19 protein-coding genes are annotated in these 22,609 nt (G+C 64.7%); 9 read left to right on the plus strand and 10 right to left on the minus strand.

Annotation, left to right across the window (positions count from 1 at the left end):
* From AB5K84_RS39900 to AB5K84_RS39910, 3 genes are all read right to left on the minus strand, one after another.
* On the minus strand, nt 1–1,887 hold the full coding sequence (locus AB5K84_RS39900) for an extracellular solute-binding protein (RefSeq protein WP_028173514.1): 1,887 nt from the start codon (nt 1,885–1,887) through the stop codon (nt 1–3).
* A 14-nt stretch (nt 1,888–1,901) separates the two neighbouring features.
* Entirely contained in the window at nt 1,902–3,818 is a 1,917-nt protein-coding gene (locus AB5K84_RS39905; protein ID WP_011084241.1) for an extracellular solute-binding protein, read from the minus strand.
* A gap of 210 nt (nt 3,819–4,028) precedes the next feature.
* Nucleotides 4,029–4,583 carry a c-type cytochrome gene (locus tag AB5K84_RS39910; RefSeq protein WP_011084240.1) on the minus strand — a complete coding sequence of 185 codons (555 nt, stop codon included), beginning with the start codon at nt 4,581–4,583 and terminating at the stop codon, nt 4,029–4,031.
* Nucleotides 4,584–4,803: 220 nt separating this feature from the next.
* Here AB5K84_RS39910 and AB5K84_RS39915 point away from each other — a divergent pair, with 220 nt between their 5' ends.
* Together AB5K84_RS39915 and AB5K84_RS39920 are read left to right on the plus strand one after the other, a co-directional pair.
* Entirely contained in the window at nt 4,804–5,544 is a 741-nt protein-coding gene (locus tag AB5K84_RS39915) for a 3-deoxy-manno-octulosonate cytidylyltransferase (protein WP_011084239.1), read from the plus strand.
* Between the two features lie 21 nt (nt 5,545–5,565).
* Nucleotides 5,566–6,426 (plus strand): prephenate dehydratase, encoded by an 861-nt coding sequence (locus AB5K84_RS39920; protein WP_011084238.1) that lies wholly within the window; start codon nt 5,566–5,568, stop codon nt 6,424–6,426.
* A 91-nt stretch (nt 6,427–6,517) separates the two neighbouring features.
* Here AB5K84_RS39920 and AB5K84_RS39925 read toward each other — a convergent pair whose 3' ends face one another.
* Entirely contained in the window at nt 6,518–7,531 is a 1,014-nt protein-coding gene (locus AB5K84_RS39925; RefSeq protein ID WP_011084237.1) for an LLM class flavin-dependent oxidoreductase, read from the minus strand.
* 384 nt (nt 7,532–7,915) lie between these two features.
* Here AB5K84_RS39925 and metF point away from each other — a divergent pair, with 384 nt between their 5' ends.
* The 5 genes from metF to AB5K84_RS39950 all read left to right on the plus strand — a co-directional run bounded on the left by metF (nt 7,916) and on the right by AB5K84_RS39950 (nt 15,442).
* Complete coding sequence (gene metF, locus AB5K84_RS39930) at nt 7,916–8,827, plus strand: methylenetetrahydrofolate reductase [NAD(P)H] (RefSeq protein ID WP_028173518.1); 912 nt, start codon at nt 7,916–7,918, stop codon at nt 8,825–8,827.
* Between the two features lie 6 nt (nt 8,828–8,833).
* Entirely contained in the window at nt 8,834–12,691 is a 3,858-nt protein-coding gene (gene metH / locus AB5K84_RS39935) for a methionine synthase (RefSeq protein ID WP_011084235.1), read from the plus strand.
* A 504-nt stretch (nt 12,692–13,195) separates the two neighbouring features.
* Nucleotides 13,196–13,327: a hypothetical protein gene (locus AB5K84_RS39940; RefSeq protein ID WP_277996652.1), complete on the plus strand. Its 132-nt coding sequence runs from the start codon at nt 13,196–13,198 to the stop codon at nt 13,325–13,327.
* Between the two features lie 56 nt (nt 13,328–13,383).
* Nucleotides 13,384–14,076: a hypothetical protein gene (locus AB5K84_RS39945; protein ID WP_244423869.1), complete on the plus strand. Its 693-nt coding sequence runs from the start codon at nt 13,384–13,386 to the stop codon at nt 14,074–14,076.
* A 358-nt stretch (nt 14,077–14,434) separates the two neighbouring features.
* Entirely contained in the window at nt 14,435–15,442 is a 1,008-nt protein-coding gene (locus tag AB5K84_RS39950) for a DUF3592 domain-containing protein (RefSeq protein ID WP_011084233.1), read from the plus strand.
* A 16-nt stretch (nt 15,443–15,458) separates the two neighbouring features.
* On the opposite strand, the gene AB5K84_RS39955 is transcribed toward AB5K84_RS39950, so the two are convergent.
* Nucleotides 15,459–16,088, minus strand: a complete 630-nt coding sequence (locus AB5K84_RS39955; RefSeq protein WP_011084232.1) for a glutathione S-transferase family protein — start codon at nt 16,086–16,088, stop codon at nt 15,459–15,461.
* Between the two features lie 131 nt (nt 16,089–16,219).
* Nucleotides 16,220–16,522 carry an ArsR/SmtB family transcription factor gene (locus AB5K84_RS39960; protein WP_011084231.1) on the minus strand — a complete coding sequence of 101 codons (303 nt, stop codon included), beginning with the start codon at nt 16,520–16,522 and terminating at the stop codon, nt 16,220–16,222.
* A gap of 27 nt (nt 16,523–16,549) precedes the next feature.
* Between AB5K84_RS39960 and AB5K84_RS39965 the strand changes: the two genes are divergently transcribed.
* Nucleotides 16,550–17,533 carry a threonine/serine dehydratase gene (locus tag AB5K84_RS39965; protein WP_011084230.1) on the plus strand — a complete coding sequence of 328 codons (984 nt, stop codon included), beginning with the start codon at nt 16,550–16,552 and terminating at the stop codon, nt 17,531–17,533.
* 16 nt (nt 17,534–17,549) lie between these two features.
* The gene (locus AB5K84_RS39970; RefSeq protein ID WP_011084229.1) at nt 17,550–17,975 is read left to right on the plus strand and encodes a DUF6636 domain-containing protein; all 426 of its coding nucleotides are present in this window, start codon (nt 17,550–17,552) and stop codon (nt 17,973–17,975) included.
* Nucleotides 17,976–18,412: 437 nt separating this feature from the next.
* Here the strand turns inward: AB5K84_RS39970 and AB5K84_RS39975 are convergent, their stop codons facing one another.
* The 4 genes from AB5K84_RS39975 to AB5K84_RS39990 all read right to left on the minus strand — a co-directional run bounded on the left by AB5K84_RS39975 (nt 18,413) and on the right by AB5K84_RS39990 (nt 22,493).
* The gene (locus AB5K84_RS39975) at nt 18,413–19,006 is read right to left on the minus strand and encodes a GNAT family N-acetyltransferase (protein WP_011084228.1); all 594 of its coding nucleotides are present in this window, start codon (nt 19,004–19,006) and stop codon (nt 18,413–18,415) included.
* A gap of 242 nt (nt 19,007–19,248) precedes the next feature.
* A complete protein-coding gene (glpK, locus tag AB5K84_RS39980; RefSeq protein ID WP_011084227.1) occupies nt 19,249–20,751 on the minus strand; it encodes a glycerol kinase GlpK in 1,503 nt (500 codons plus the stop codon).
* 251 nt (nt 20,752–21,002) lie between these two features.
* On the minus strand, nt 21,003–21,776 hold the full coding sequence (locus tag AB5K84_RS39985) for an SDR family NAD(P)-dependent oxidoreductase (RefSeq protein WP_063921388.1): 774 nt from the start codon (nt 21,774–21,776) through the stop codon (nt 21,003–21,005).
* 126 nt (nt 21,777–21,902) lie between these two features.
* A complete protein-coding gene (locus AB5K84_RS39990) occupies nt 21,903–22,493 on the minus strand; it encodes a hypothetical protein (protein WP_011084225.1) in 591 nt (196 codons plus the stop codon).
* Between the last annotated feature and the right edge of the window lie 116 nt (nt 22,494–22,609).

Here is a 22,609-nt window from a genome sequence, read left to right on the forward strand (position 1 = left end):
TTATTTCGCCTGCTCGAGCTTGGCCGCCTTGGCGCGGTCGGACCACCAGATATCGGGAGCGCCTACGCCATTTGCGTAACGCGGCAGCTTCTGCGGATGACCGAATAGATCCCAATAAGCGAGCCGGTGCGTCTTGTTATACCACTGCGGCACCCAATAGCGGCCGGCGCGAAACAGCCGATCGAAGGCCCGGCAAGCGATCGTCAAGTCCTCGCGGTTGTCGGCCGCCATGATCTTCTCGATCATGGCGTCGATGGCCGGGCTGGCAACGCCGGCGAGATTGTACGAGCCCCTGGTGTTCGCAACCTGCGATGAGAAGAACGCACGCATGGCATCGCCCGGCGTCGCCGACATGCTGAAACGCTGGATCGTCATGTCGAAGTCGAAATCTTCCTGGCGCGCCTTGTGTTGCACGGCATCGACGAGGCGCACGCTCGCTTCGATGCCGAGCGTGCCCAGGTTCTTGATGTAGGGCGCATGGTGCGGCTGGAAGGAGGGCTCGTCCAGCAGGAACTCGATCCTGAACACGTCGCCGTTCGGCAGCACCCGTTTGCCGTCCTTGATCGGCACGCCGGCCTCGCTCAGCAGTTGCTGCGCCTTGCGCAACAGGCTTCGATCCTGCCCGGAGCCGTCCGAGACCGGCGGCGTGAACGGTGCTGCGAACACTTCATCGGGAACCTGACCGCGAAACGGCTCCAGCAGCTTCAGTTCTTCCGGCGAAGGCGCGCTGTCTCCCGCCATGAGATCGGAGTTCTGGAACGGCGATACCGTACGGGCATAAGCGCCGTACATGATGGTCTTGTTGGTCCATTCGAAGTCGAAGGCATTGATCAGGGCCTCGCGCACGCGCGGGTCTTTGAACTTCTCGCGCCGCGTGTTGATGAACCAGCCTTGCGCGCCGGACGGCGTGTCGTCGGGTACGGTTTCGAGCTTGACGCGATTATCTTTCACGGCCGGAAAGTCATAGCGTGTCGCCCAGATGCGGGAGGTGAACTCTTCGCGGTAAAGATAACTCTTGCCGGTAAAGCCCTCGAAGGCGACATCGCGATCGCGATAGAACTCATAGCGCACGACGTCGAAATTGTAGCTGCCGCGGCAAACCGGCAGATCGGCGGCCCACCAGTCCTTCACCCGCTCGTATTCGATGTAACGATTGACCTCGAACCTGCCGACCTTGTACGGACCCGAGCCCAGCGGAATCTCCAGCGACGTTTCGTCGAACGGGCGGGACGCATAGTACGCCTTCGAGAAGATCGGCAGGCTCGCGACATAGAGCGGCACGTCGCGCGCGCGTCCCTTGGCAAAGGTGACGACCAGCGTCGCGTCGTCGATCGCCTCCGCGCTGACCATGTCACGCATCTGCACGATGATCAGCGGATGGCCCTTGGTCTTCAGCGCCGTCAGCGAAAACGCCGCATCATGAGCAGTGAGCTTGGTGCCGTCGTGGAATTTCGCCTCGGGCCGCATCGTGAAGCGATAGACCAGCCTGTCCGGCGATATCCGCACGGATTTGGCGGCAAGGCCGTACATCGCGTCCGGCTCGTCGTTGGCGCGCACCATCAGCGGCACGAACGTCATGTCCATGCCTTGCGCGCCGTCGCCCTTCAGGATGAAGGCGTTGAGCGAGTTGAAGGTCTGATAGGACTGGTTGTACGCCTTCACCGACGGGATGAGCGAGAACGTGCCGCCCTTCGGCGCGTCCAGATTGACGTAGTCGAAATGACGGAAGCCGGCGGGATATTTGAGATCGCCGAATGCCGAAATGCCGTGCGCCTCGGTCCCCGCCTCCGAAGCACGCGCGCCGCGCAGCAGCGGTGCGCCAAGGGATGCACCGAGGGCGCCGCCGGCACCCAAAACAAGCACATGGCGGCGTGACATCTGCGTCATGCGGGAAATGTCCTTCACGACTTCTTTGCGATCCGCGCCGCCTTGTCTGCGTCGTACCACCAGATGAACGGGAAGCCGGACTGACCGTATCTGGGCAATTCCGACGGCCGGCCGAAGCGGTCCCAGCGCGCGGTGCGCACCTTCGTATAGGTCCACTGCGGCACGACATAGTGATTCCACAGCAGCACGCGATCGAGCGCCTTGGTCGCTGCGGCGAGATCGTCGCGATCCCTGGCGTAGATCACCCGCTCGATCAGCTTGTCGATCGCCGGATTCTTGATGCCGGCAATGTTGCGCGAACCGGCGATGTCGGCCGTCTTGGACGACCAGAATTCGCGCTGCTCGTTGCCCGGCGACTGCGACTCGCCCCACGAGTTGGTGACGATGTCGAAATCCCACTCGCGTGTCCTGTTCTCGTACTGGGTGGGATCGACCGTCCGCACGCTGACGGCGATGCCGAGCCGCTCCAGCGACGGCTTGTAGAACAGCGTGATCCGCTCGAAGCTCGGATCGGAATTCAGCAATTCCACGGAGAACTGTGTGCCGGTCTTGACGTCGATCAGCTTGCGGTCGCGCACCTCATAGCCGGCCTCCTTGAACAGGCGCAGCGCCTCGCGCAGATTGTCGCGAACGGCTTCCGGACTGCCGCCAACCGGATTGGTGTAGGCCGTCGTGAAGACTTCGGGCGGGACCTCGGAGCGGACGGTTTCGAGGATCTCGAGCTCCTTGCCCTGCGGCAAGCCGGTCGCCATGAGATCTTCGATGCCGTCGAAATAGCTGCTGATGCGCTTGTACTGACCGTAGAATATCTGCTTGTTCATCTCCTCGAAATCGAACGCGTAGTTGAGCGCACGGCGCACGCGGGGATCGCTGAACTTGGCGCGGCGCAGGTTCGGCACGAAGGCCTGCATCACGCCCGAGCTGCGATTTGCGAACTCCTCGAGGATCACGCGCTTTTCGGTGACGGCCGGGAAGTCGTAGGCAGTCGCCCAGTTCTTGGCGCTGTTCTCGGTGCGCCAATCCACCTGGTCAGCCTTGAAAGCCTCGATCGCGACGGTGGCGTCGCGGAAATACTCGTAGCGCAGCTCGTCGAAATTGTTGCGGCCGACATTGGCGGGCAGGTCGCGGCCCCAATAGTCCTTAACGCGCTCGAGCGCGATCGATCGTCCGGCAACGAATTCCTTGACCCTGTAGGGGCCGGAGCCAAGCGGCACTTCGAGCGTGGTGGCAGAAACATCGCGCTTGCGGCCCTGCGCGTCCGTTCCCTCCCACCAGTGCTTCGGCAGGACCGTGAGCTGCCCGACAATCTGCGGCAGCTCGCGATTGCCCGGCGCGTCGAACACGAATTTGACCTCGCGCTCGCCGACCTTTTCGGCCTTCACCACATGACTGTAGTACGCCGAGTACATCGGATGGTGCTTCTTGAAGGAATCGAGCGAGAAGATCACGTCATCCGCGGTCACCGGCTTGCCGTCATGCCATTTGGCTTGTGACCGCAACCGATAGGTGACGAAAGAGAAATCGTCCGGGTGGCTGACGGCTTCGGCCAGCGCGCCGTATTCGGTCGAGACTTCGTCGAGCGCGGGCGTCAGCAGGGATTCGTAGATGAATGCGACGGCTCCGGAAACCTGGCCCTTCACACCGGAGACGACGATGTTGAAATTGTCGAACGTGCCGACCGCGATCTGGCGCGCGACCCCGCCCTTGGGCGCTTCCGGATTGACGTAGTCGAAGCGCTTGAAGTCGGCGGGGTACTTGACCTTTCCGAACAGCGACAACGCATGGCGCCAAGGGAACGCGCTTGAAGCCGCTTCTCCGGCAGATTGCGCCGCGGCCGTGCCGATGACGGGAACGCCCGCGACGGAACCGAGGGCGGGGAGCGCTACAGCCGCAGTGCCGGTGAGCAGGAGATCGCGTCGGGTAATGGCCAAATCAACATTCCTGTCTTGAAGGAGGCTACTCCTTTAAGTTCCCAATATAGGCGAGGTTTCGACGGAATATGTTGCTTTTTCCTCATCTTGGTAGTCCGCCGCGCCATTCGCTGCGGCCAAACGCCCCGATAACGACCTCGCGAGGCCCGGATAAGGAAACGGCCAGGCTTTTCAGCCTGGCCGCATATTCCAAGACGGGTTTTTAAGGCCTTACTTCGACGCCGTCGGCAGCGGCTTGGGATGCTCCGACAGCGAATTCAGATAGGCGATGACATCGGCGCGCTCGGAATCCTTGGGAATGCCGGCGAAGCCCATCGCGGTGCCCGGGATGAAGCCCTTCGGATTGGCGATGAACTTGTTGAGGTCGTCGAACGTCCAGGTGCCGCCCTTGCCCTTCATGGCCGCCGAGAAGTTGAAGCCATTGCGGCCCTCGCCCCGTGCCTCGCCGACGACGCCATAGAGGTTCGGACCGACGCGATTCGGACCGCCCTTCTCGAAGGTGTGGCAGGCGCCGCACTTCTTGGCGGCGGCAGCGCCCTTCTCGACCGAGGCGGTCTGGAGCAACTTCTCAATGGGTTCGGAAGCCGCAGCGGCGGCGCCGCCTTCCTTGCCGTGGCCGGCGTCTTCCTTCACGGCGATCTCGAAGCCCGGCTTTTCCGGCATCTTGGGCGAGAACAGCGCATTCGCGGTGAAGCTCGTGACCAGCAGGATGAGACAGGTGCCGAGCACGGCACCGAGAATCTTATTCAGTTCGAAAGAGTCCATTTCCGGCCAGGCCCCACACCGCTGAGAAGGATTGAGCGGCCGGGCGGCCGCCAGGACGAGCCCCGGGAGAATCACACGTTCCTTGTCTTTCCCCCGAGTTTTGCCATTGAGATATCGGTTTGCCCGGGGTCTGGCAACCCGTATAAGCGACCCGGCTTTGAACCCGTCCCCACCCCATTTCTCGGCGCGGAAAACGCCCCGTTTCCAGGCTCTTGACCCGATGACCGATCCCCGCATCCTGGTGCTGATCCCGGCCCGCATGGCCGCCACCCGCCTGCCCGGCAAGCCGCTCGCCGATATCGCGGGCCTGCCGATGATCGTGCATGTGCTGCGCCGTGCGGAAGCCGCCGGCATCGGCCGGGTCGCTGTGGCTACCGACACGCCGGAGATCGCGGCCGTCGTAGCAGCCCATGGCGGCGAGGCCGTGATGACCCGCACCACACACCCCTCCGGCTCGGACCGCATCCACGAGGCCATGCAGAAGCTCGATCCCGAGGGCAAGGCCGAGATCGTGATCAATCTCCAGGGCGATTTCCCGACGATCACGCCGCAGACCATCCGCGAGGTGCTGCCGCCCTTTGCCGACCCCGCGGTCGACATCGTGACCCTGGCCTCGCAGATCCACACCGAGGAGGAGGACCTCGCGCCGAGCGTCGTGAAGGCCGTCGGCTCGCCGATCGGGCCGCGGCGGCTGCGGGCACTATATTTCACCCGCGCCACGGCCCCTTACGGCAACGGACCGCGTTACCACCACATCGGCCTTTACGCCTACCGCCGCGCTGCGCTGGAGCGGTTCGTGTCGCTGCCGCCTTCGCCCCTAGAACTTCAGGAAAGCCTGGAACAACTCCGGGCGGTGGAGGCCGGCATGCGCATCGACATCATGATCGTCGACAGCGTGCCCCGCGGCGTCGACACACCGCCCGATCTCGAAACCGCCCGCAGCATCCTTTCCAAATCCTGAGCCGCTGCTACAAGGCCGATCATGAGCAAGCTGAAAATCGCATTCCAGGGCGAGCCTGGGGCCAATTCCCACATCGCCATTGTCGAGGCCTATCCCGACGCCGAGCCGATGCCCTGCGCCACCTTCGAGGACGCCCTGTCGGCAATCTCGTCGGGCGAAGCCGATCTCGGCATGATCCCGATCGAGAACTCGGTCGCCGGCCGCGTCGCCGACATCCATCACCTCCTGCCGGCCTCCGGCCTCTTCATCATCGGCGAATGGTTCTTGCCGGTCCGGCATCAGCTGATGGCGGTGAAGGGGGCCAAGATCTCCGACATCAAGTCCGTCGAGAGCCATGTCCACGCGCTCGGCCAGTGCCGGCGCATCATCCGCAAGCTCGGCATCAAGCCGATCGTGCACGCCGACACCGCCGGCAGCGCACGCGACATCTCCGAGCGCAAGGACAAGACGGTCGCCGCGATCGCCTCGCGTCTGGCCGCAAAGATCTACGGCCTCGACATCCTCGCCGAGGATATCGAGGACGAGGCCCACAACACCACGCGCTTCGTGGTGCTGGCGCGTGAGCCGAAATGGGCCGCGCAAGGGTCGGGCCCGCTGGTCACCACGTTTGTCTTCCGGGTGCGCAACTTGCCGGCCGCGCTCTACAAGGCGCTCGGCGGCTTTGCCACCAACGGCGTTAACATGACCAAGCTCGAGAGCTACATGGTCGACGGCAATTTCTTCGCCACGCAGTTTTATGCCGACGTCGACGGCCACCCCGAAGACAAGGGCCTCGCCTTCGCGATCGAGGAGCTGAAATTCTTCTCGCGCGAATTCCGCATCGTCGGCGTGTATCCGGGGCACCCGTTCCGCGCGACGTTCAGCGAGACGCAGCAGGATTGATGCCGTCGTTCCGGGGCACGCAAAGCGTGAACCCGGAACCTCGAGATTCCGGGTTCGATGCTTCGCATCGCCCCGGAATGACGGTGAGTGCTTACGCCGCCTTCGCCAATCCGAACGCCGCCGCCAGCAGCGAATACGACTTCTTTCGCGCCTCGTGGTCGTACACCGCCGTGATCACCATCAATTCGTCCGGCTTGCTGGAATCGATCAGCGGCTGGAGCTTCTTCTGCACGGTCGCAGGGCTGCCGACGAATAAGCGCGAGCGGTTGCGGGCGATCGAGATGCGCTCGGCGTCGGAGTAGGGATAGGCCAGCGCCTCCTCGACGCTCGGCAGCGGCAGATACTGGCCGCGGTCGCGGCGGAGGCGATTGAGGTCGAAGGATGTCGCGAGCTTTTCAGCTTCCTCGTCGGTCTCCGCCGCGATGACGGCGACGGCAAGGATCGCGTGCGGCGTGGCGCGCCAGGCCGAGGGCTGGAAGCGGTTGCGGTAATGCACCATCGCATCGATCGCATCATGGGACGCAAAATGATGCGCGAAGGCGAAGCCCATGCCGACTTGCGCGGCAAGCTCCGACGAATAATCGCTGGAGCCGAGCAGCCAGATCGGCGGCAGCTTGGTGTCGTCGGGCATCGCGACGACGTTGTTGTAGGGGTGCCCTGACGGAAATTCTCTCGTCTCCCACAAGATCAGTTCGTGCAGCCGCTCCAGAAAATCGTCGCCCTCGCGGCGATCGAGCCGGCTGCGCAGCGCGTAGGCCGTGGCACCATCGGTACCGGGCGCGCGGCCGAGGCCCAGGTCGATGCGGCCGGGAAACAGCGCCTCCAGCATCTTGAAGCGCTCGGCCACCACCAGCGGCGCGTGGTTGGGCAGCATTACCCCGCCGGAGCCGACGCGGATCTGCTTCGTCACCGCCGCGATCTGCCCGATCATCACGTCGGGCGCCGGGCTCGCGACGGAGGCGAGGTTGTGATGCTCGGCGAGCCAGTAGCGGACATAGCCGAGCCCATCGACATGCTTCGCCAGATCGATGCTGTTGCGCAGCGCCGCGGCGGGTTTTGTGCCTGTGGTGACGACGGAGAGGTCAAGGACTGAGAGCGGGATCATGGCGCGTTAACGTAGTGGAGGGCTGCGCGGCGGCAATGGGCAGACAGCGCAGGTCTGGCGTGTGCGGACCGCGAGCCGATACGCCCCGCCAAACGAAGCGTTGGGACAGACGACATTGGCGTGACGGCGAATTCCATCCTGCCCATCGCGACGATCAACCATCTGACTACCGCAATTCGAGATATATTATTGATTTTACATAGTTTATTGAATTGACGCACTTCCCACAATTCATTCCGAAGGCACAAAAATTCAACCCACCTCGGGCCAAGTGGGCCATTTCCCATCCCCGATGGGCTGTCGAGTGCGGCCGCGTTGGCTTATCTTAGCGGCTCCTGATCTAGACCTGACCGCAGGCCGCGAAGACCCGGAGTGAGTGGTGCCATGACTGATCTGACGAAGCCTGCGACAGCCGACGGGCACCTGAAGCGGCCTGCGATCTCCTTCGAGTTCTTTCCGCCCAAGACCGAGGAGATGGAGCGCAATCTCTGGGAGACCATCAACCGGCTCGCCCCGCTCGACCCGAAATTCGTCTCGGTGACCTATGGCGCCGGCGGCTCGACCCGCGAGCGCACCCATTCGACCATCGCCCGCATCCTCAAGGAGACCGCGCTGCTGCCGGCCGCGCACCTGACCTGCGTCGGCGCCTCGCGCGGCGAGATCGACGAGATCGTCGACCGGTATCACGAGGTCGGCGTCCGCCACATCGTCGGCTTGCGCGGCGATCCGCCCGGCGGCATCGGCACGCCCTATTCCAGCCATCCCGACGGTTACCAGAGCTCCGCGGACCTCGTCGCGGGCATCAAGAAGCGGCACGGCGACATCGAAGTGTCGGTGTCCGCCTATCCCGAGAAGCACCCCGAAGCGCGCGATTTCGACGCCGACATCGACACGCTCAAGGCCAAGGTCGATGCCGGCGCGACCCGCGCGATCACGCAGGTATTTTTCGATAACGACCTCTACTTCCGTTATCTCGACCGTGTCCGCGCCCGCGGGATCAACATCCCCGTCGTGCCGGGCATCATGCCCATGCACAATTTCAAGCAGGCGAGAGCCTTCGTCACGCGCGCCGGGACATCCGTGCCGGACTGGCTCGCGGAGAAATTCGAGGGCCTGGACGACGACGCCGAGACCCGCAAGCTGGTGGCCGCGACAGTTGCCGCCGGCCAGGTGCAGAAGCTGGCGAAGCACGGCGTCGACACCTTCCATTTCTACACCATGAACCGCGCCGATCTCGTGTTCGCGATCAGCCATTTGCTCGGCATTCGCGCCAAGAGCGCGCAGAAGGCGGCGTAAGACAACATGACCGTACCCACCTCTCCCAAGCGAACTGCCCTGCTCAACGCCGCGCACGAGCGTATTCTTGTGCTCGACGGCGCCATGGGCACGATGATCCAGAACCTCCAGCTCGACGAGGCCGCCTTCCGCGGCGAGCGCTTCAAGAACTTCCACCGCGACCTGCGCGGCAACAACGATTTGCTGATCCTGACCCAGCCGCAGGCGATCGAGGACATCCACGCCGCGTACCTTCGCGCCGGCGCCGACATCGTCGCGACCAACACCTTCTCCACCACGTCGATCGCGCAGGCCGATTACGACCTCACCGACATCGTCTACGAGATGGCGCGCGAAGGCGCCCGCCTCGCCGGCAATGCGGCACGGCGCGTCGAAGCCGAGGACGGCAAGCCGCGCTTTGTCGCCGGCGCCATTGGACCTACCAACCGCACCGCCTCGATCTCGCCCGACGTGTCCAATCCGGGCTACCGCGCCGTCACTTTCGACGATCTGCGCAAATCCTATGGCGAGCAGATCAACGGCATGCTCGACGGCGGCGTCGACCTGCTGCTGGTCGAGACCATCTTCGACACGCTGAACGCCAAGGCGGCGCTCTATGCGATCGCCGAGATCACGGAGGCACGCGGCATCGACGTGCCCGTGATGGTGTCGGGCACCATCACCGACAAATCCGGCCGCCTGCTCTCGGGCCAGATGCCGGAAGCGTTCTGGAATTCGGTGCGGCACGCAAAACCCGTCACCATCGGCTTCAATTGCGCGCTCGGCGCCGAAGACCTGCGCGCGCATATCGCCGATATCGGCCGCGTCGCCGATACGCTGGTCTGCGCTTACCCCAATGCCGGCCTGCCCAACGAGTTCGGCCAGTATGACGAGACGCCGGAATACATGGCGCGCCTGGTCGGCGAGTTCGCGCGCGACGGCCTCGTCAACATCGTCGGCGGCTGCTGCGGCACCACGCCGGACCATATTGCCGCAATCGCCGCGGCCGTTGCACCGCACAAGCCGCGCATCGTGCCGGAGATCGAGCCTCGCTTGAGGCTCTCCGGTCTCGAGCCCTTCATCCTGACGGACGCCATTCCCTTCGTGAATGTCGGCGAGCGCACCAACGTCACGGGCTCCGCACGCTTTCGCAAACTGATCACCGCCGGCGACTACACGGCCGCGCTGCAAGTCGCACGCGACCAGGTCGAGAACGGCGCGCAGATCATCGACGTCAACATGGACGAGGGCCTGCTCGACTCCGAAGCGGCGATGGTGACGTTCCTCAACCTCGTCGCCGCCGAGCCCGACATCGCCCGCGTCCCCGTGATGGTCGACAGCTCGAAATTCTCGGTGATCGAGGCCGGCCTGAAATGCGTGCAGGGCAAGCCGGTCGTCAACTCGATCTCGATGAAGGAAGGCGAGGAGAAGTTCATCCACGAGGCCAAGATCGCCCGCCGTCATGGCGCGGCTGTCGTGGTCATGGCGTTCGACGAGGTCGGCCAGGCCGATACGTTCGCGCGCAAGACCGAGATCTGCAAGCGCGCCTACGACATCCTGGTGAACCGCGTCGGCTTCCCGCCCGAGGACATCATCTTCGATCCGAACATCTTCGCGATCGCGACCGGTATCGAGGAGCACAACAATTACGGCGTCGACTTCATCGAGGCGACGCGCTGGATCCGGCAGAACCTGCCCGGCGCGCACATTTCTGGCGGTGTGTCCAACCTCTCGTTCTCGTTCCGCGGCAACGAGCCGGTGCGCGAGGCCATGCACTCGGTGTTCCTGTATCACGCCATCAAGGCCGGCATGGACATGGGCATCGTCAATGCCGGGCAGATGATCGTCTATGACGACATCGATCCCGAGCTGCGCCAGGTGTGCGAGGACGTCATCCTCAATCGCGACCCGGGCGCGTCGGAGCGGCTGCTGGCGCTCGCGGAAAAATTCCGCGGCAACAAGACCCAGACCAAGGAAGCCGACCTCGCCTGGCGCGAATGGCCGGTGGCGAAGCGGCTGTCGCATTCGCTGGTGCACGGCATCACCGAATTCATCGAAGTGGATACCGAGGAAGCCCGCAAGGCGTCGTCGCGTCCGCTCGACGTCATCGAAGGCCCGCTGATGGCCGGCATGAACGTGGTCGGCGACCTCTTCGGCGACGGCAAGATGTTCCTGCCGCAGGTGGTGAAATCCGCGCGCGTCATGAAGCAGGCGGTGGCCTGGCTGATGCCGTTCATGGAGGAAGAGAAGGCGCGCAACCTTGCCAACGGCATCGGCACCGAAGGCTCCTCGTCGGCCGGCAAGATCGTGCTCGCCACCGTCAAGGGCGACGTCCACGACATCGGCAAGAACATCGTCGGCATCGTGCTCCAGTGCAACAATTTCGAGGTCATCGACCTCGGCGTGATGGTGCCCGCCGCCAGGATCGTCGAGACCGTGAAGGCGGAGAAGGCCGACATCGTCGGCCTGTCCGGCCTGATCACGCCCTCGCTCGACGAGATGGCGTTCTTCGCCGGCGAATTGCAGCGTGAGGGCTTGAAGCTGCCGCTGCTGATCGGCGGCGCCACCACGAGCCGCGTGCATACCGCGGTCAAGATCGACCCGAGCTACCGCGCCGGTCCCGTCGTGCACGTCAACGACGCCAGCCGCGCCGTCGGCGTCGCCTCCGCGCTGCTCTCGCCGGAGAAGCGCGTGGCCTATGCCGCCGAGGTGCGCGCCGAATACGCAAAAATCTCCGACGCGCATCTGCGCGCGCAGGCCGACAAGAAGCGGCTGAAGCTGGCAGACGCCCGCAAGAACCGAGTGCCGGTCGATTTTGCCGCGAACAAGCCGGTGAAGCCGACCTTCCTCGGCACCAAGAGCTTTGACGCATACGATCTCGCCGAGCTCGTGCCCTATATCGACTGGACGCCGTTCTTCCAGACCTGGGAGCTCGCCGGGCGCTTCCCCGCGATCCTCGACGACGCCAAGGTCGGCGAGGTCGCGCGTTCGCTCTATGACGACGCGCGCAAGATGCTCGACCTGATCGTCAAGGAGAAATGGTTCCGGGCGCGCGCCACCGTCGGCTTCTGGCCGGCGAACGCGGTCGGCGACGACATCGCGCTGTACGCCGACGAGAGCCGGACCAAGCAGATCGCCACGCTGCACACGCTGCGCCAGCAGCTCGAAAAGCGCGAGGGCCGTTTCAACGCGGCGCTCGCCGACTTCATCGCGCCGGTTGACACGGGCGTGCCCGACTACGTCGGCGGCTTCGTCGTCACCGCCGGGATCGGCGAGGACGCGGTCGCCGACCGCTTCAAGATGGCGAACGACGACTACTCCTCGATCCTGTGCAAGGCGCTGGCCGATCGCCTCGCCGAGGCCTTTGCCGAACGCATGCACGCGCGCGTGCGCCGCGAGTTCTGGGCCTATGCGCCGGACGAGGCGCTCTCCTGCGACGATCTGATCCTGGAAAAATACCAGGGCATCCGTCCCGCGCCGGGCTATCCCGCGCAGCCCGATCACACCGAGAAGGCGACGCTGTTCGAGCTGCTCGATGCCGAGGCCACGGCCGGCGTGAAGCTGACCGAGAGCTTTGCGATGTGGCCGGGCTCCTCTGTGTCCGGGCTCTATTTCGCGAACCCCGCGAGCTATTATTTCGGCGTCGGCAAGATCGAGCGCGATCAGGTCGAAGACTACGCCGCGCGCAAGGGCATGAGCATCACGGAGGCCGAGCGCTGGCTCGCGCCGGTGCTGAACTACATCCCGGCGCGAGAGGGGACCGACAAGGCCTTCGCGGCGACGCCGGCGAACGACGAGACGTCAAAGGACCTCGCCTCGCATCCGCCGGGCTGCACTTGCGCGGTGCACCTCGTCTGGCAGAAGAAGCGCGCGGGGGCGGGATAGACCCGCCTCTAAATCAAAAATGCGAAAACAACCCCATGCACAGTAGGGATGGGGTTGAAAGGCCTGAGGAATTTCGGTCTTACCGAAGCGGCTTGCGACGTCGGGCAAAACACCAGTAATATGCGATCATCGTCCACCGTGACTGTCGTCGTCGGTTGGAAGCGCGCACCACACCTTCGGTGTCGTCCTGGCGGAAGCCAGGACCCATACCGCGTGATCCATCGGCGGATATCGCTAGCAATACCGAACAACGAATCTTCGCCAAACTGCTCCCTGGGGTAATGGGTCCTGGCTTTCGCCAGGACGACATTGGGGAGCCTACATGTAGCGCCAACCGCTGCACGAATTCTTGAACGCGGTGCCCCTTGGCAGCGCTCCGCCTCAACGGCCCACGCATCAACGGAACCCGCCGCGTGTGAACTCGTTCACTTGTCCGCTCAACCTTGATTCGCTAATCTATCGGCCTACTACCTTCAAACCGACGGTTTGCTTGGGATCGAACATATGAAGCAGTTCATTGCACTGTTCGTCGCCGCGATCGCCCTTGTCGTCCTGCCCACGATTGCCGCGGCGGACTGTCCGAAAGGCTACGTGCCATGCGGCGAACGAAGTCAGTTGTGCTGCCCGGGAAAATAGCCAGCCGCAAATGGCTTTGGCTTGGTAGCGGGGTATTTGTCGCGATCGGCCTGGTGATGGTCGCAGTCTTCGTCGGAATCCCGCGCAAGAAGCAGACGATCACGGCCATCCTCTCCGAGACCGGATATTTCGAGGTGGTGCCGCCGAGCACGTTCGGCGGTCCCGGCACGATCAACACGATCGAGTATCTGAGCAACGGCCGGCTGGAACTGCATCCGACCTGCGATGTCGACCCTGCGCTCCTGGCCAGCAAGATCCAGAAATCACGGACCGTCGACCGGGACTTGAAGCAAACGCTCGAGAAGAAACTCGACGTCTCGGCCGAGGTGAGGGAGAAGCTGTCGGCTGTCGCCGGGATGCAGCAGGTCGAAGCGGTCAACCTCAAGCTCGAGAACGCCAACATCCTGCTGATTTCCGACGAGTCGCTGATCTCGGCCCGGAACGCATTGCTGAAGGCGGAATGCGAGGACGCGGTGGCCCAGAACGTGTCGAGTGGCGGCGTCGTGTGCCAGACGCGGTCCGTTCTGGAGGCCGATGTCGTCTACGAGATCAAATATCACAACAAGATCTCGATGGAGGAGAAGGCCAAGCTGACATCCGAGATCGCAGCGAAACTCGACCTGGACGTCCATCAGGGCGCGGACGACAAGGTGTCCGGCTCTCAATTGTTCTTCGGCATAAGACTGTCGCCCAATCCGATCGTCCTGAACACCGCGGCTGGCGAGATCAAGCCCTGTTCGCGGAAATAAGGCCTGCGTTCCGCGCTTCATCCCCTCGGCGGCAGGGCAATCGCATTTAAGGCCGTTGCGCTGCGGCTCATCCTTCGAGACGCCCGCCTTTGGCGGGCCCTCAGGATGAGGACGGAGTGCGCGGCAGCAATTTCGACCGGCAAAGATGCCGCTCAGCCTCATCCTGAGGAGACCGCTGGAAGCGGTCGTCTCGAAGGACGAGGCGTGCGCTCAGGCCCCCGCCAGGAAGTCACATGGGATAGTCCTGCCTTCGGCGGCAGCAGCGATTGCACGATCTCCCGAAAAGGCGGCAGCGCTGTGAACGCGACGCGCGCTCGCCGCGACCAATGGCGATCGCCGCCACAGAGCAGGGAATCGGATGCTGGACGCCCAACAATTGATGTGGACGCAGATTGCGGCCGGCATCTCGGTGCTGCTGTTTGGATTGATGCTGTTCAATCTGGTCCGCATGCGGGGCCGGATGCAGGCCGCGCGGAGCTGGGACAAGGTGGAGGGCATCATCACGGTCTCGAGGGTCGATCAGCCGGCGACGCACGCCTCGGATGATCGGAACGACGCCAAGCCTGTCATCCGCTATCGCTATCAGGCCGGCGGCCAGGAGCTGGAAAGCGACAAGGTCTTTGTCGGCGGCCCCGCCATCACGACGAGGGTACTGGCCGCAAAACTGATCGGACGATATCCGGTCGGCGCGCATGTCGACGTCCATGTCGATCCGAAGCAACCGACCGAGGCGTTGCTCGAACCTGCTGCCGCGCAGAACGTCGCGGCACTGGTGGCGTTCACAATCGTGTTCGGCTTCATTGCCACCACCCTCACCGCGCATTCGCTCGCGGGTCACGTGCTCTACACAAACAACGGCGTTCCGCTGTTCGCGTTCGCGTTGCCGATCATCGTGCTCGTAGGCGGCGTGTTCTGCGTCGCAGAGTATGTCCGGACGCGCCGGCTGGCGAGCGCCAGCCTGCGCTGGCCGACCGCGGCTGGCAGGGTCACCCGTTGCGACGTGATCGAGGAAATCATCGAGGAGAAGAGCGACGACGACGACAAGTCGCGGTCCAGCAAGCTCCAGCACCGCTATCAGGTCGACCTGCGCTACGCCTACAGGGTCGACAAGCGCGACTTCATCGGCACCGAGGTCGATTGGGGCGGCACCATGATCTCCGGGCTGCGCGAGGTCGCCGAAAAGGCCGCAGCGAAATATCGTCCCGGGCAGAACGTCAAAGTTTATTACGATCCGGAACGACCGGGACATGCGGTGCTGGAGCCTGCGAGCCGGGAGGGCGCGCTGGGGCCGCTCATCGGTGCCGCGGTCTGCGCGGTCGTCGGAGGTCTTTTCCTGACAATCCTGATCAAGGTCGGGTTCGCATAGAGGCGCTTGATGCGGCTCACCCCTTCGGCGGTGCCAACGGCTGCACGATCTCCTGGAATGGCGTCAGCGCCTCGCAGCGCTCGGCATGCGCCGCGAGCGCCGGATAGCGCGCCGCGTCGAACAATTGCGGATGCGCCTCGCGGGCAAAGCGCACGACGCAGGCCACCGCGATATCGGCGTGGCCAATGCGGTCGCCCAGCCAGTATGGCGTCGTCACCTTGGCGCGCTCGGCGTCCAGCACGCCGAGCACGTCGCCGATCTGCGCCTGGCAGCGCTCGACCCACAGCGCAAGCTGCTCCTTCCGCAGCACGCGCTCATAGAGCAGGCTCACCGCCTTGTCGCCGAGACCGGAAGCGAGCGCGCAGATGCGCAGGTGCTGTCGTCGCTCGGCGCCGCTGCGCGGCAGCATCGCCTTGCCCTCGCCGACCAGCTCATCGAGATATTCGAGGATGATCGCGCTCTCGATCAGCGCCTCGCCGTCGTCGAGCACCAGCGTCGGGACGCGGCGCAGCGGATTATAGGGCGCGATCTTGTCGGCATCGCCGAAGGTGGACCACGGCCTGTGCTCGAAGGAGAGCCCGTAAAGCCGTAGCGCAATCGCGACGCGGCGGACGAAGGGGGAGTCGTATTGGCCGATCAGGAACATGGTTCGCGCTCACTCGTTGGAACACGGCAGGGCCGGTCAGTTTCCACGACAAGATCGGCTCGGCGCAAGAAAGAAGATGGAAATGGAGCATTGCGTCGGGTGCAACGTCGCCTGCAGCAACATCTGCGCGATCAAAGGCCGTCCTGGATCGAGCGCTTGATGGCGGCGATCGCGGTTTCGTTGCGCCTGTACATCGTCCACTGCTTGATCCGCTTGGCGCGCACCAGCTTTGCGGCGGTCAGGACCCGCATGTGCTCGCTCAGGGTCGGCGCGCTGACACCGAGCTTCTCTGCGATCAGCAATCCGCAGACGCCGTCATCGACCAGATCGCCATCGGCCTGCTCGCGAAAATGCTTCCGCGGATCCCGCAACCAGTCCAGGATCTGCAGGCGGCGCTCGTTGGCCAGCGCGCGCAGGGCGACAGTGACTTTCATTTAGCCATTTTGCTAATTACCTAATTGATGTCAACTCTCCGATGCGCTATAGGGAACGGCATCATGACAGCGACAATGGACATCACGCGGGAGCGGATTGCGGCGACCGAGGTCGTCATTCGTCCGCACATAAGGCGCACGCCACTCGTTATGGCCGATCTTGCCGATTTCGGCCTGCCGGCGGCACCCATCACGTTCAAGCTCGAGATGCTGCAGCATTCCGGATCCTTCAAGGCGCGGGGCGCTTTTGCCAACCTGCTGCTGCGGCCGGTGCCGGAGGCGGGCGTGGTCGCCGCATCCGGCGGCAATCACGGGGCGGCGGTCGCCTACGCGGCGCAGCGGCTCGGCATCCCCGCCACGATCTTCGTGCCCGACATCACCTCGCCAGCCAAGGCCGAGCGGATCAAGGGGAATGGTGCGAAACTCGTGATCGCGGGCAGCCGCTACGCCGATGCGCTCGCCGCGAGCGAAGCGCATGTCGCACGGACCGGTGCGATGGCCGTTCACGCCTACGACCAGGCCGAAACCCTGCTCGGCCAGGGCAGCGTCGCCCTGGAGCTGGAGCAGGACGCGCCCGGCATCGATACGCTGCTGGTGGCGGTCGGCGGCGGCGGCCTGATCGGCGGCATCGCGGCGTGGTACGCTGGCAGGACGCGTGTTGTTGCGATCGAGCCGGAGCAGTCACCGACCCTGCACGCCGCTATCGCGGCGGGAGCACCGGTCGATGCGCCGGCCGGCGGCCTCGCCGCCGACAGCCTCGCGCCGCGGCGCGTCGGTGAATTGATGTTCCCGATCGCGCAGGCCCATGTCGAGCGGGTCGTTCTGGTCAGCGACGAGGCGATCCGGCAGGCGCAGGCAGCGCTGTGGTCGAGCCTGCGTCTCGTGGCCGAGCCCGGCGGCGCAGCCGCATTTGCCGCGCTACTGTCCGGCCGCTATCGTCCCTCACCCGGCGAACGCGTCGCAGTGCTGCTCTGCGGCGCCAACACCACGGCGGTGAAGTTCGACGGCTAGTCTCAAGCGGGATTGCATGATCGGGCTCCGCGCCGTCGTCCTGGCATCGACCCTGCTTCTGTTGATCGGAGCCGGCGCCGCAAGCGCCGAGGACCGCCCGATCGGCTTTCTGGCGCCGTCGAAAAACATCGTCTGCCAGTTCTTCATCGACAACGGACAAGGCGTGCTCCGCTGCGACATCCTGAACATGGAGACGCGCCCGCGCCGGCCCGCTGACTGCGATCTCGATTACGGCCACGCCTTCGAGATGAGCGCGAAGGGCAACGCGGAGCGCATCTGCGCTGGCGACACGGTGATGGACCCATCGCTGCCGGTGCTCGCCTATGGCGAAGTGTGGCGGCGGGCGGGGTTCACGTGCCGCTCGGAGCAGGCGGGGCTGACCTGCTTCAACGCCATGCAGCACGGGTTCTCGCTGGCAAGGGGGAAGCAGGAGTTGTTTTGACGAGCCGTAGCCCGCATGGAGCGGAGCGGAATGCGGGGAAACCGCCCCGGATTTCGCTGCGTTCCATCGGGCTACGAATTCGCGGCTTGCCGTCATTCCGGGGCGCGCGGAGCGCGAACCCGGAATCCATCGTGCACCGTCTCATGCGGACAAAATGGATTCCGGGCTCGCGCCAAGTGGCGCGCCCCGGAATGACGGCGAGGAGCGAGGCGTAGCGCGCATGGAGCGGAATGCGGGGACATCGTCTGGGATTACGCTTGGCTCCGTCGGGGCTACGGCGCCATCACGCGTTGATGTGCCGATTCGAAGAGCGAGGGCGGCGCCCACACTCCGTCATTGCGAGCGCAGCGAAGCAATCCAGGATCTTTCCGCGGAAACAGCCTGGATTGCTTCGTCGCAAGGGCTCCTCGCAATGACGGTGGGGCGGCAGCCTCGCACTATTCGATAATCGGCACGTGCTTCGCCGCCATCCGCGGCGCCGTGCCATCGAGACGTGGATCATCGGCGATCTGGATCTGGCGGCGGAAGGGACGGAAGCCGGAGCGCTGATAGAATTCGACGGCGGAGGGATGGTCGAAGGTGCAGGTGTGCACCCAGACGCGGTGCAGCTCGCGCGACCAGGCCAGCTCCAGTGCGCGGTTCATCAGGAAGCGGGCGGCGCCCGTCCCGATCAGGCCGGCGGTGACGCCGAAATAGACCAGCTCGCACTGGCCGGCCTCGCGGAAATCCAGCTCCAGCAGGCCCTCGTCGCGGCCGTCCGCGACCAGGGCGTAGACCTCGACGCCCGGCGCGTGGATGATTGCGGCGAGCTCGGCATCATTCATGCGCGGCCGCGAGAACCACAGCCAATCCTCACCGACGCGGCGGAAGAGGTCGCGATACCAATGAAGCGCGGGCGCGTCGGCCTTGCGCAGGGTCCAGGCGCCGGGCGGATCGTCACGGCGCGCAGGAGGTGCGGTCATCTCAAGATGCGTGACGACGGCGGCGATCTTGCCGGCGGGGATGTCGGAATAGCCGTCGGGGAGGATCATTCGTGCTTGTTCCGATTCATCGCGAGAGGCTCCAGAGCGGCGCTACACACTCCATTGTCGTCCCGGACAAGCGTAAGCGCAGATCCGGGCCCCATAACCACGACTGTTCGTGGCGCGAAGACGCCCACTCCGAGCTTTCGCAAAACTTCTCCCTGCGGGTATGGGTCCCGGCCTTCGCCGGGACGACCATAGTGTTGGGGCCGCGTTCCTTCTCCGCACTTTCATCGCGGCTTTAGGCGCGCTCACGCCCCCTCGTCGCTCGCCAGCACGCCCTTCACCGCTCGCGCCCAGCCCGCGAGCTTCCGCTCGCGCGTTGCCTCGCTCATGTTCGGCTTGAAGCGGTGCTCGAGGCGCCAGTTGTCGGCGAATTTGGTCGGCTCGGGATAGACGCCCGCATTGAGGCCGGCGAGATAGGCGGCGCCGAGCGCAGTCGTTTCCTGAATCACAGGGCGATCGACCGGCGCGTCGAGGAGATCGGCGAGGCGCTGCATGGTCCAGTCCGACGCGGTCATGCCGCCGTCAACGCGCAGCACGACGCTGGCGGTTTCCGAGCTCGGCCAGTCGGCGCGCATCGCGGCCCAGAGGTCGAAGGTCTGGTAGCAGACGCTTTCCAGCGCGGCATGGGCGAGCTCGGCAGGTCCCGTGTTGCGGGTGAGGCCGAACAGCGCGCCGCGCACGCGCGGATTCCAGTAGGGCGCGCCCATGCCGACGAAGGCGGGGACCAGATAGACGCTCTGCATGGAGTCGGACTGATCAGCAAGAGGTCCGGTCTCGGCGGCGTGCTTGATGATGCCGAGGCCGTCGCGCAGCCACTGCACCGCGCTGCCGGCGACGAAGATCGAGCCTTCGAGCGCATAGGTACGTTTGCCGTCGAGCTGGTAGGCGACGGTGGTGAGCAGCTTGTTCTTCGACACCACGGGCGTGGTGCCGGTGTTGAGCAGCGCGAAGCAGCCGGTGCCGTAGGTGGACTTCATCATGCCCGGGCGGAAGCAAGCCTGGCCGATGGTCGCGGCCTGCTGGTCGCCGGCGATGCCGGAGATCGCGATCGCGCCGCCGAACAGGTCGGGCACGCTCTCACCGAAACGGGCGGACGAATCCTTCACCTCGGGCAGCATCGAGCGCGGCACGCCGATGATCTCGAGCAGTTCGTCGTCCCACTGGCCGGTGTGGATGTTGAACAGCAGCGTGCGCGAGGCGTTGGTGGCGTCGGTGGCGTGGACCTTGCCGCCGGTGAGGCGCCAGAGCAAATAGCAGTCGACGGTGCCGAACATCAGCTCGCCGCGCGCGGCGCGGGCACGCGCGCCGGGCACGTGGTCGAGGATCCAGGCGACCTTGGTGCCGGAGAAATAGGGATCGATGATCAGGCCGGTCTTCTCGGAGATCACAGGCTCGCGGCCGTCGGCCTTGAGTTTCGCGCAGATGTCGGCGGTGCGGCGGTCCTGCCAGACGATGGCGCGGTGCACGGCCTGCCCAGTGGCGCGGTCCCACACCACGGTGGTCTCGCGCTGGTTGGTGATGCCGATCGCGGCGATATCCTTCGCGCTGATGCCGGCCTGCGCGATCGCATCGCGGCAGACCATCACGGTCGAGGTCCAGATGTCCTCCGGCTCGTGCTCGACCCAGCCCGAGGCCGGAAAATGCTGCGGAAACTCGGCTTGCGCACGCGCAGCAATCGAGATGTCGCTGCGGAACACGATCGCGCGCGAGGAGGTGGTGCCCTGGTCGATGGCGAGGACGAAAGACATGGTAGCTACCTTGGCGTTTTCCCTGAGGGGTCGTTGTGTCGCGCCAAAGGGAGCGGATTGGAGGCGGAAGGTCAAGATTGGATGAGCGCGCCGACAAACTCCTTCGTCGTCCCGGCGCAGGCCGGGACCCATACCCCCAGGGAGAAGTTGCGGAGCTAGCCGGTAACCACGAGTCTTCACCAAGCGCCTCCCCGTGGTTATCGGACCCGGCCTGCGCCGGGACGACTCGGGGAGATACGTCGCGAAAATTCCTACACCGCCGCGGTGGTGACGCCGCCGTCGATGACGATGGTCTGGCCGGTCATGAAGCTCGACGCGTCGGAGGCGAGGTAGGCCACGGCACCTGCGATCTCGTCGGGCTCGCCGATGCGGCGCAGCGGCGTGGTGGCGGTGCGGCGCTTCAGCAGGGCTTCGTCTTCCCACAGCGCGCGGGCGAAGTCGGTCTTGACGAGGCCGGGCGCGATGCAGTTGACGCGGACGCCTTTCGGGCCCCATTCGCCGGCGAGCGAGCGGCACAGCGCAAAGTCGGCGGCTTTCGAGATGCCGTAGGCACCGATCACGGTGGAGCCGCGCAGGCCGCCGATCGAGGAGATGATGATCACCGAGCCGTTGCCCCGCTCGGCCATCTGCGGGATCGCAAGCGCGGAGAGCCAGATGTTGCTCTTCACGTTCGAGCCCATGATCTTGTCGAAGGCCTCGTCGGTGATGTCGAGCAACGGGCCGTAATACGGGTTCACCGCGGCGTTGCAGACGAGGATGTCGATCTTGCCGTAATGCGTGGTTGCGCCCGCGATCAGCGCCTCGACCTCGGCCTTGCGCGCGATGTTGCAGGGGATGACGATGGCGTCACCGCCGGCCGCGTTGATGCCGTCGGCGACCTCCTTGCAGGCATCAGCCTTGCGCGAGGAGACCACGACCTTGGCCCCTAACCTGGCCAGCAGCTCTGCCGAGGAACGGCCGATGCCGCGGCTCGAGCCGGTGACGATTGCGACCTTTCCGGTGAGATCGAACGGGGTGTTTTTCATTGTGCCTCCCAGCCTCCGCCTGTTCATTCACATCGCCCGGCCGGGGCCGGGCGATGTGACAGCGGTGAGTGTGGCCGGCCTCGCGCGATCCGTCGAGGGGCGGATGTGCCGCTGACGTCTGGCGACTCAGTTCTGGTCGTCGCCGAGCGCTGCGACCAGCTTGTCGTAATATTTGCCGACCAGATCGATGTTGCCCTTGTTCTCGATCGCCGGCGCCGGCGTCTTCAGCGCCTCGTTGAGCTCGTCGAGGGCTTCCTTCTTGTCCTTGGCCGGCATCTTCTTGTCGGCCTGGATCTGCGCGATCTGCGCCTTGATCACGGCTTCGGTGCCGACATATTTCTTGGTCGCGGGATCGAAGCCTCCGAGCACCAGGCTGATATTGTCGACGACGTTGTTGTAATCGTCATAGCCGGCGAAGCCGTTCTTCTTGGCGACGCCGTCGAGCTGCGCGATCACCTTCTGATCGGGCGCGGTGTTTTCGGGAAGCTTTTCCGTGATCGCATCCATGTCCTTCTGCGCGGCGAGCACGCCGTCGAGTTGCTTGTCGGTCAGCGCGACCTGCTTGAGGCTCGGTGCCTGCGCGGGCGCGGCCTGCGGGGCCGGCGCGGTCTGCTGCTTGGCTTGCGCGAACGCGGTGCCGGAGGAGGCAAGCGATGCTGCGGACAGAAGGCACGCGACGCCGAGCGCGGTGAGGGCGGGACGAAGCAATGCTGGCATAAGAGTCTCCTCCTGAAGGGGGCTGGCTGGTTTTGGCGCTGGAAAGCTAGGGAACCTGAAATGAACTACGCATGAACTTTGCGTGGTTCTGCTAGCGGGAGATCATGGCTGAATGA

This window comes from Bradyrhizobium sp. 1200_D9_N1_1 (genome assembly GCF_052075915.1).
GTDB classification, from domain to species: Bacteria; Pseudomonadota; Alphaproteobacteria; order Rhizobiales; family Xanthobacteraceae; genus Bradyrhizobium; species Bradyrhizobium diazoefficiens.

Coding starts and splice junctions, on each gene's coding strand:
- AB5K84_RS39900 (WP_028173514.1), bottom strand. CDS start 1,887: ATGACGCAGATGTCACGCCGCCATGTGCTTGTTTTGGGTGCCGGCGGC.
- AB5K84_RS39910 (WP_011084240.1), bottom strand. CDS start 4,583: ATGGACTCTTTCGAACTGAATAAGATTCTCGGTGCCGTGCTCGGCACC.
- AB5K84_RS39915 (WP_011084239.1), top strand. CDS start 4,804: ATGACCGATCCCCGCATCCTGGTGCTGATCCCGGCCCGCATGGCCGCC.
- AB5K84_RS39920 (WP_011084238.1), top strand. CDS start 5,566: ATGAGCAAGCTGAAAATCGCATTCCAGGGCGAGCCTGGGGCCAATTCC.
- AB5K84_RS39925 (WP_011084237.1), bottom strand. CDS start 7,531: ATGATCCCGCTCTCAGTCCTTGACCTCTCCGTCGTCACCACAGGCACA.
- metF (WP_028173518.1), top strand. CDS start 7,916: ATGACTGATCTGACGAAGCCTGCGACAGCCGACGGGCACCTGAAGCGG.
- metH (WP_011084235.1), top strand. CDS start 8,834: ATGACCGTACCCACCTCTCCCAAGCGAACTGCCCTGCTCAACGCCGCG.
- AB5K84_RS39940 (WP_277996652.1), top strand. CDS start 13,196: ATGAAGCAGTTCATTGCACTGTTCGTCGCCGCGATCGCCCTTGTCGTC.
- AB5K84_RS39945 (WP_244423869.1), top strand. CDS start 13,384: ATGGTCGCAGTCTTCGTCGGAATCCCGCGCAAGAAGCAGACGATCACG.
- AB5K84_RS39950 (WP_011084233.1), top strand. CDS start 14,435: ATGCTGGACGCCCAACAATTGATGTGGACGCAGATTGCGGCCGGCATC.
- AB5K84_RS39955 (WP_011084232.1), bottom strand. CDS start 16,088: ATGTTCCTGATCGGCCAATACGACTCCCCCTTCGTCCGCCGCGTCGCG.
- AB5K84_RS39960 (WP_011084231.1), bottom strand. CDS start 16,522: ATGAAAGTCACTGTCGCCCTGCGCGCGCTGGCCAACGAGCGCCGCCTG.
- AB5K84_RS39965 (WP_011084230.1), top strand. CDS start 16,550: ATGTCAACTCTCCGATGCGCTATAGGGAACGGCATCATGACAGCGACA.
- AB5K84_RS39970 (WP_011084229.1), top strand. CDS start 17,550: ATGATCGGGCTCCGCGCCGTCGTCCTGGCATCGACCCTGCTTCTGTTG.
- AB5K84_RS39975 (WP_011084228.1), bottom strand. CDS start 19,006: ATGATCCTCCCCGACGGCTATTCCGACATCCCCGCCGGCAAGATCGCC.
- glpK (WP_011084227.1), bottom strand. CDS start 20,751: ATGTCTTTCGTCCTCGCCATCGACCAGGGCACCACCTCCTCGCGCGCG.
- AB5K84_RS39985 (WP_063921388.1), bottom strand. CDS start 21,776: ATGAAAAACACCCCGTTCGATCTCACCGGAAAGGTCGCAATCGTCACC.
- AB5K84_RS39990 (WP_011084225.1), bottom strand. CDS start 22,493: ATGCCAGCATTGCTTCGTCCCGCCCTCACCGCGCTCGGCGTCGCGTGC.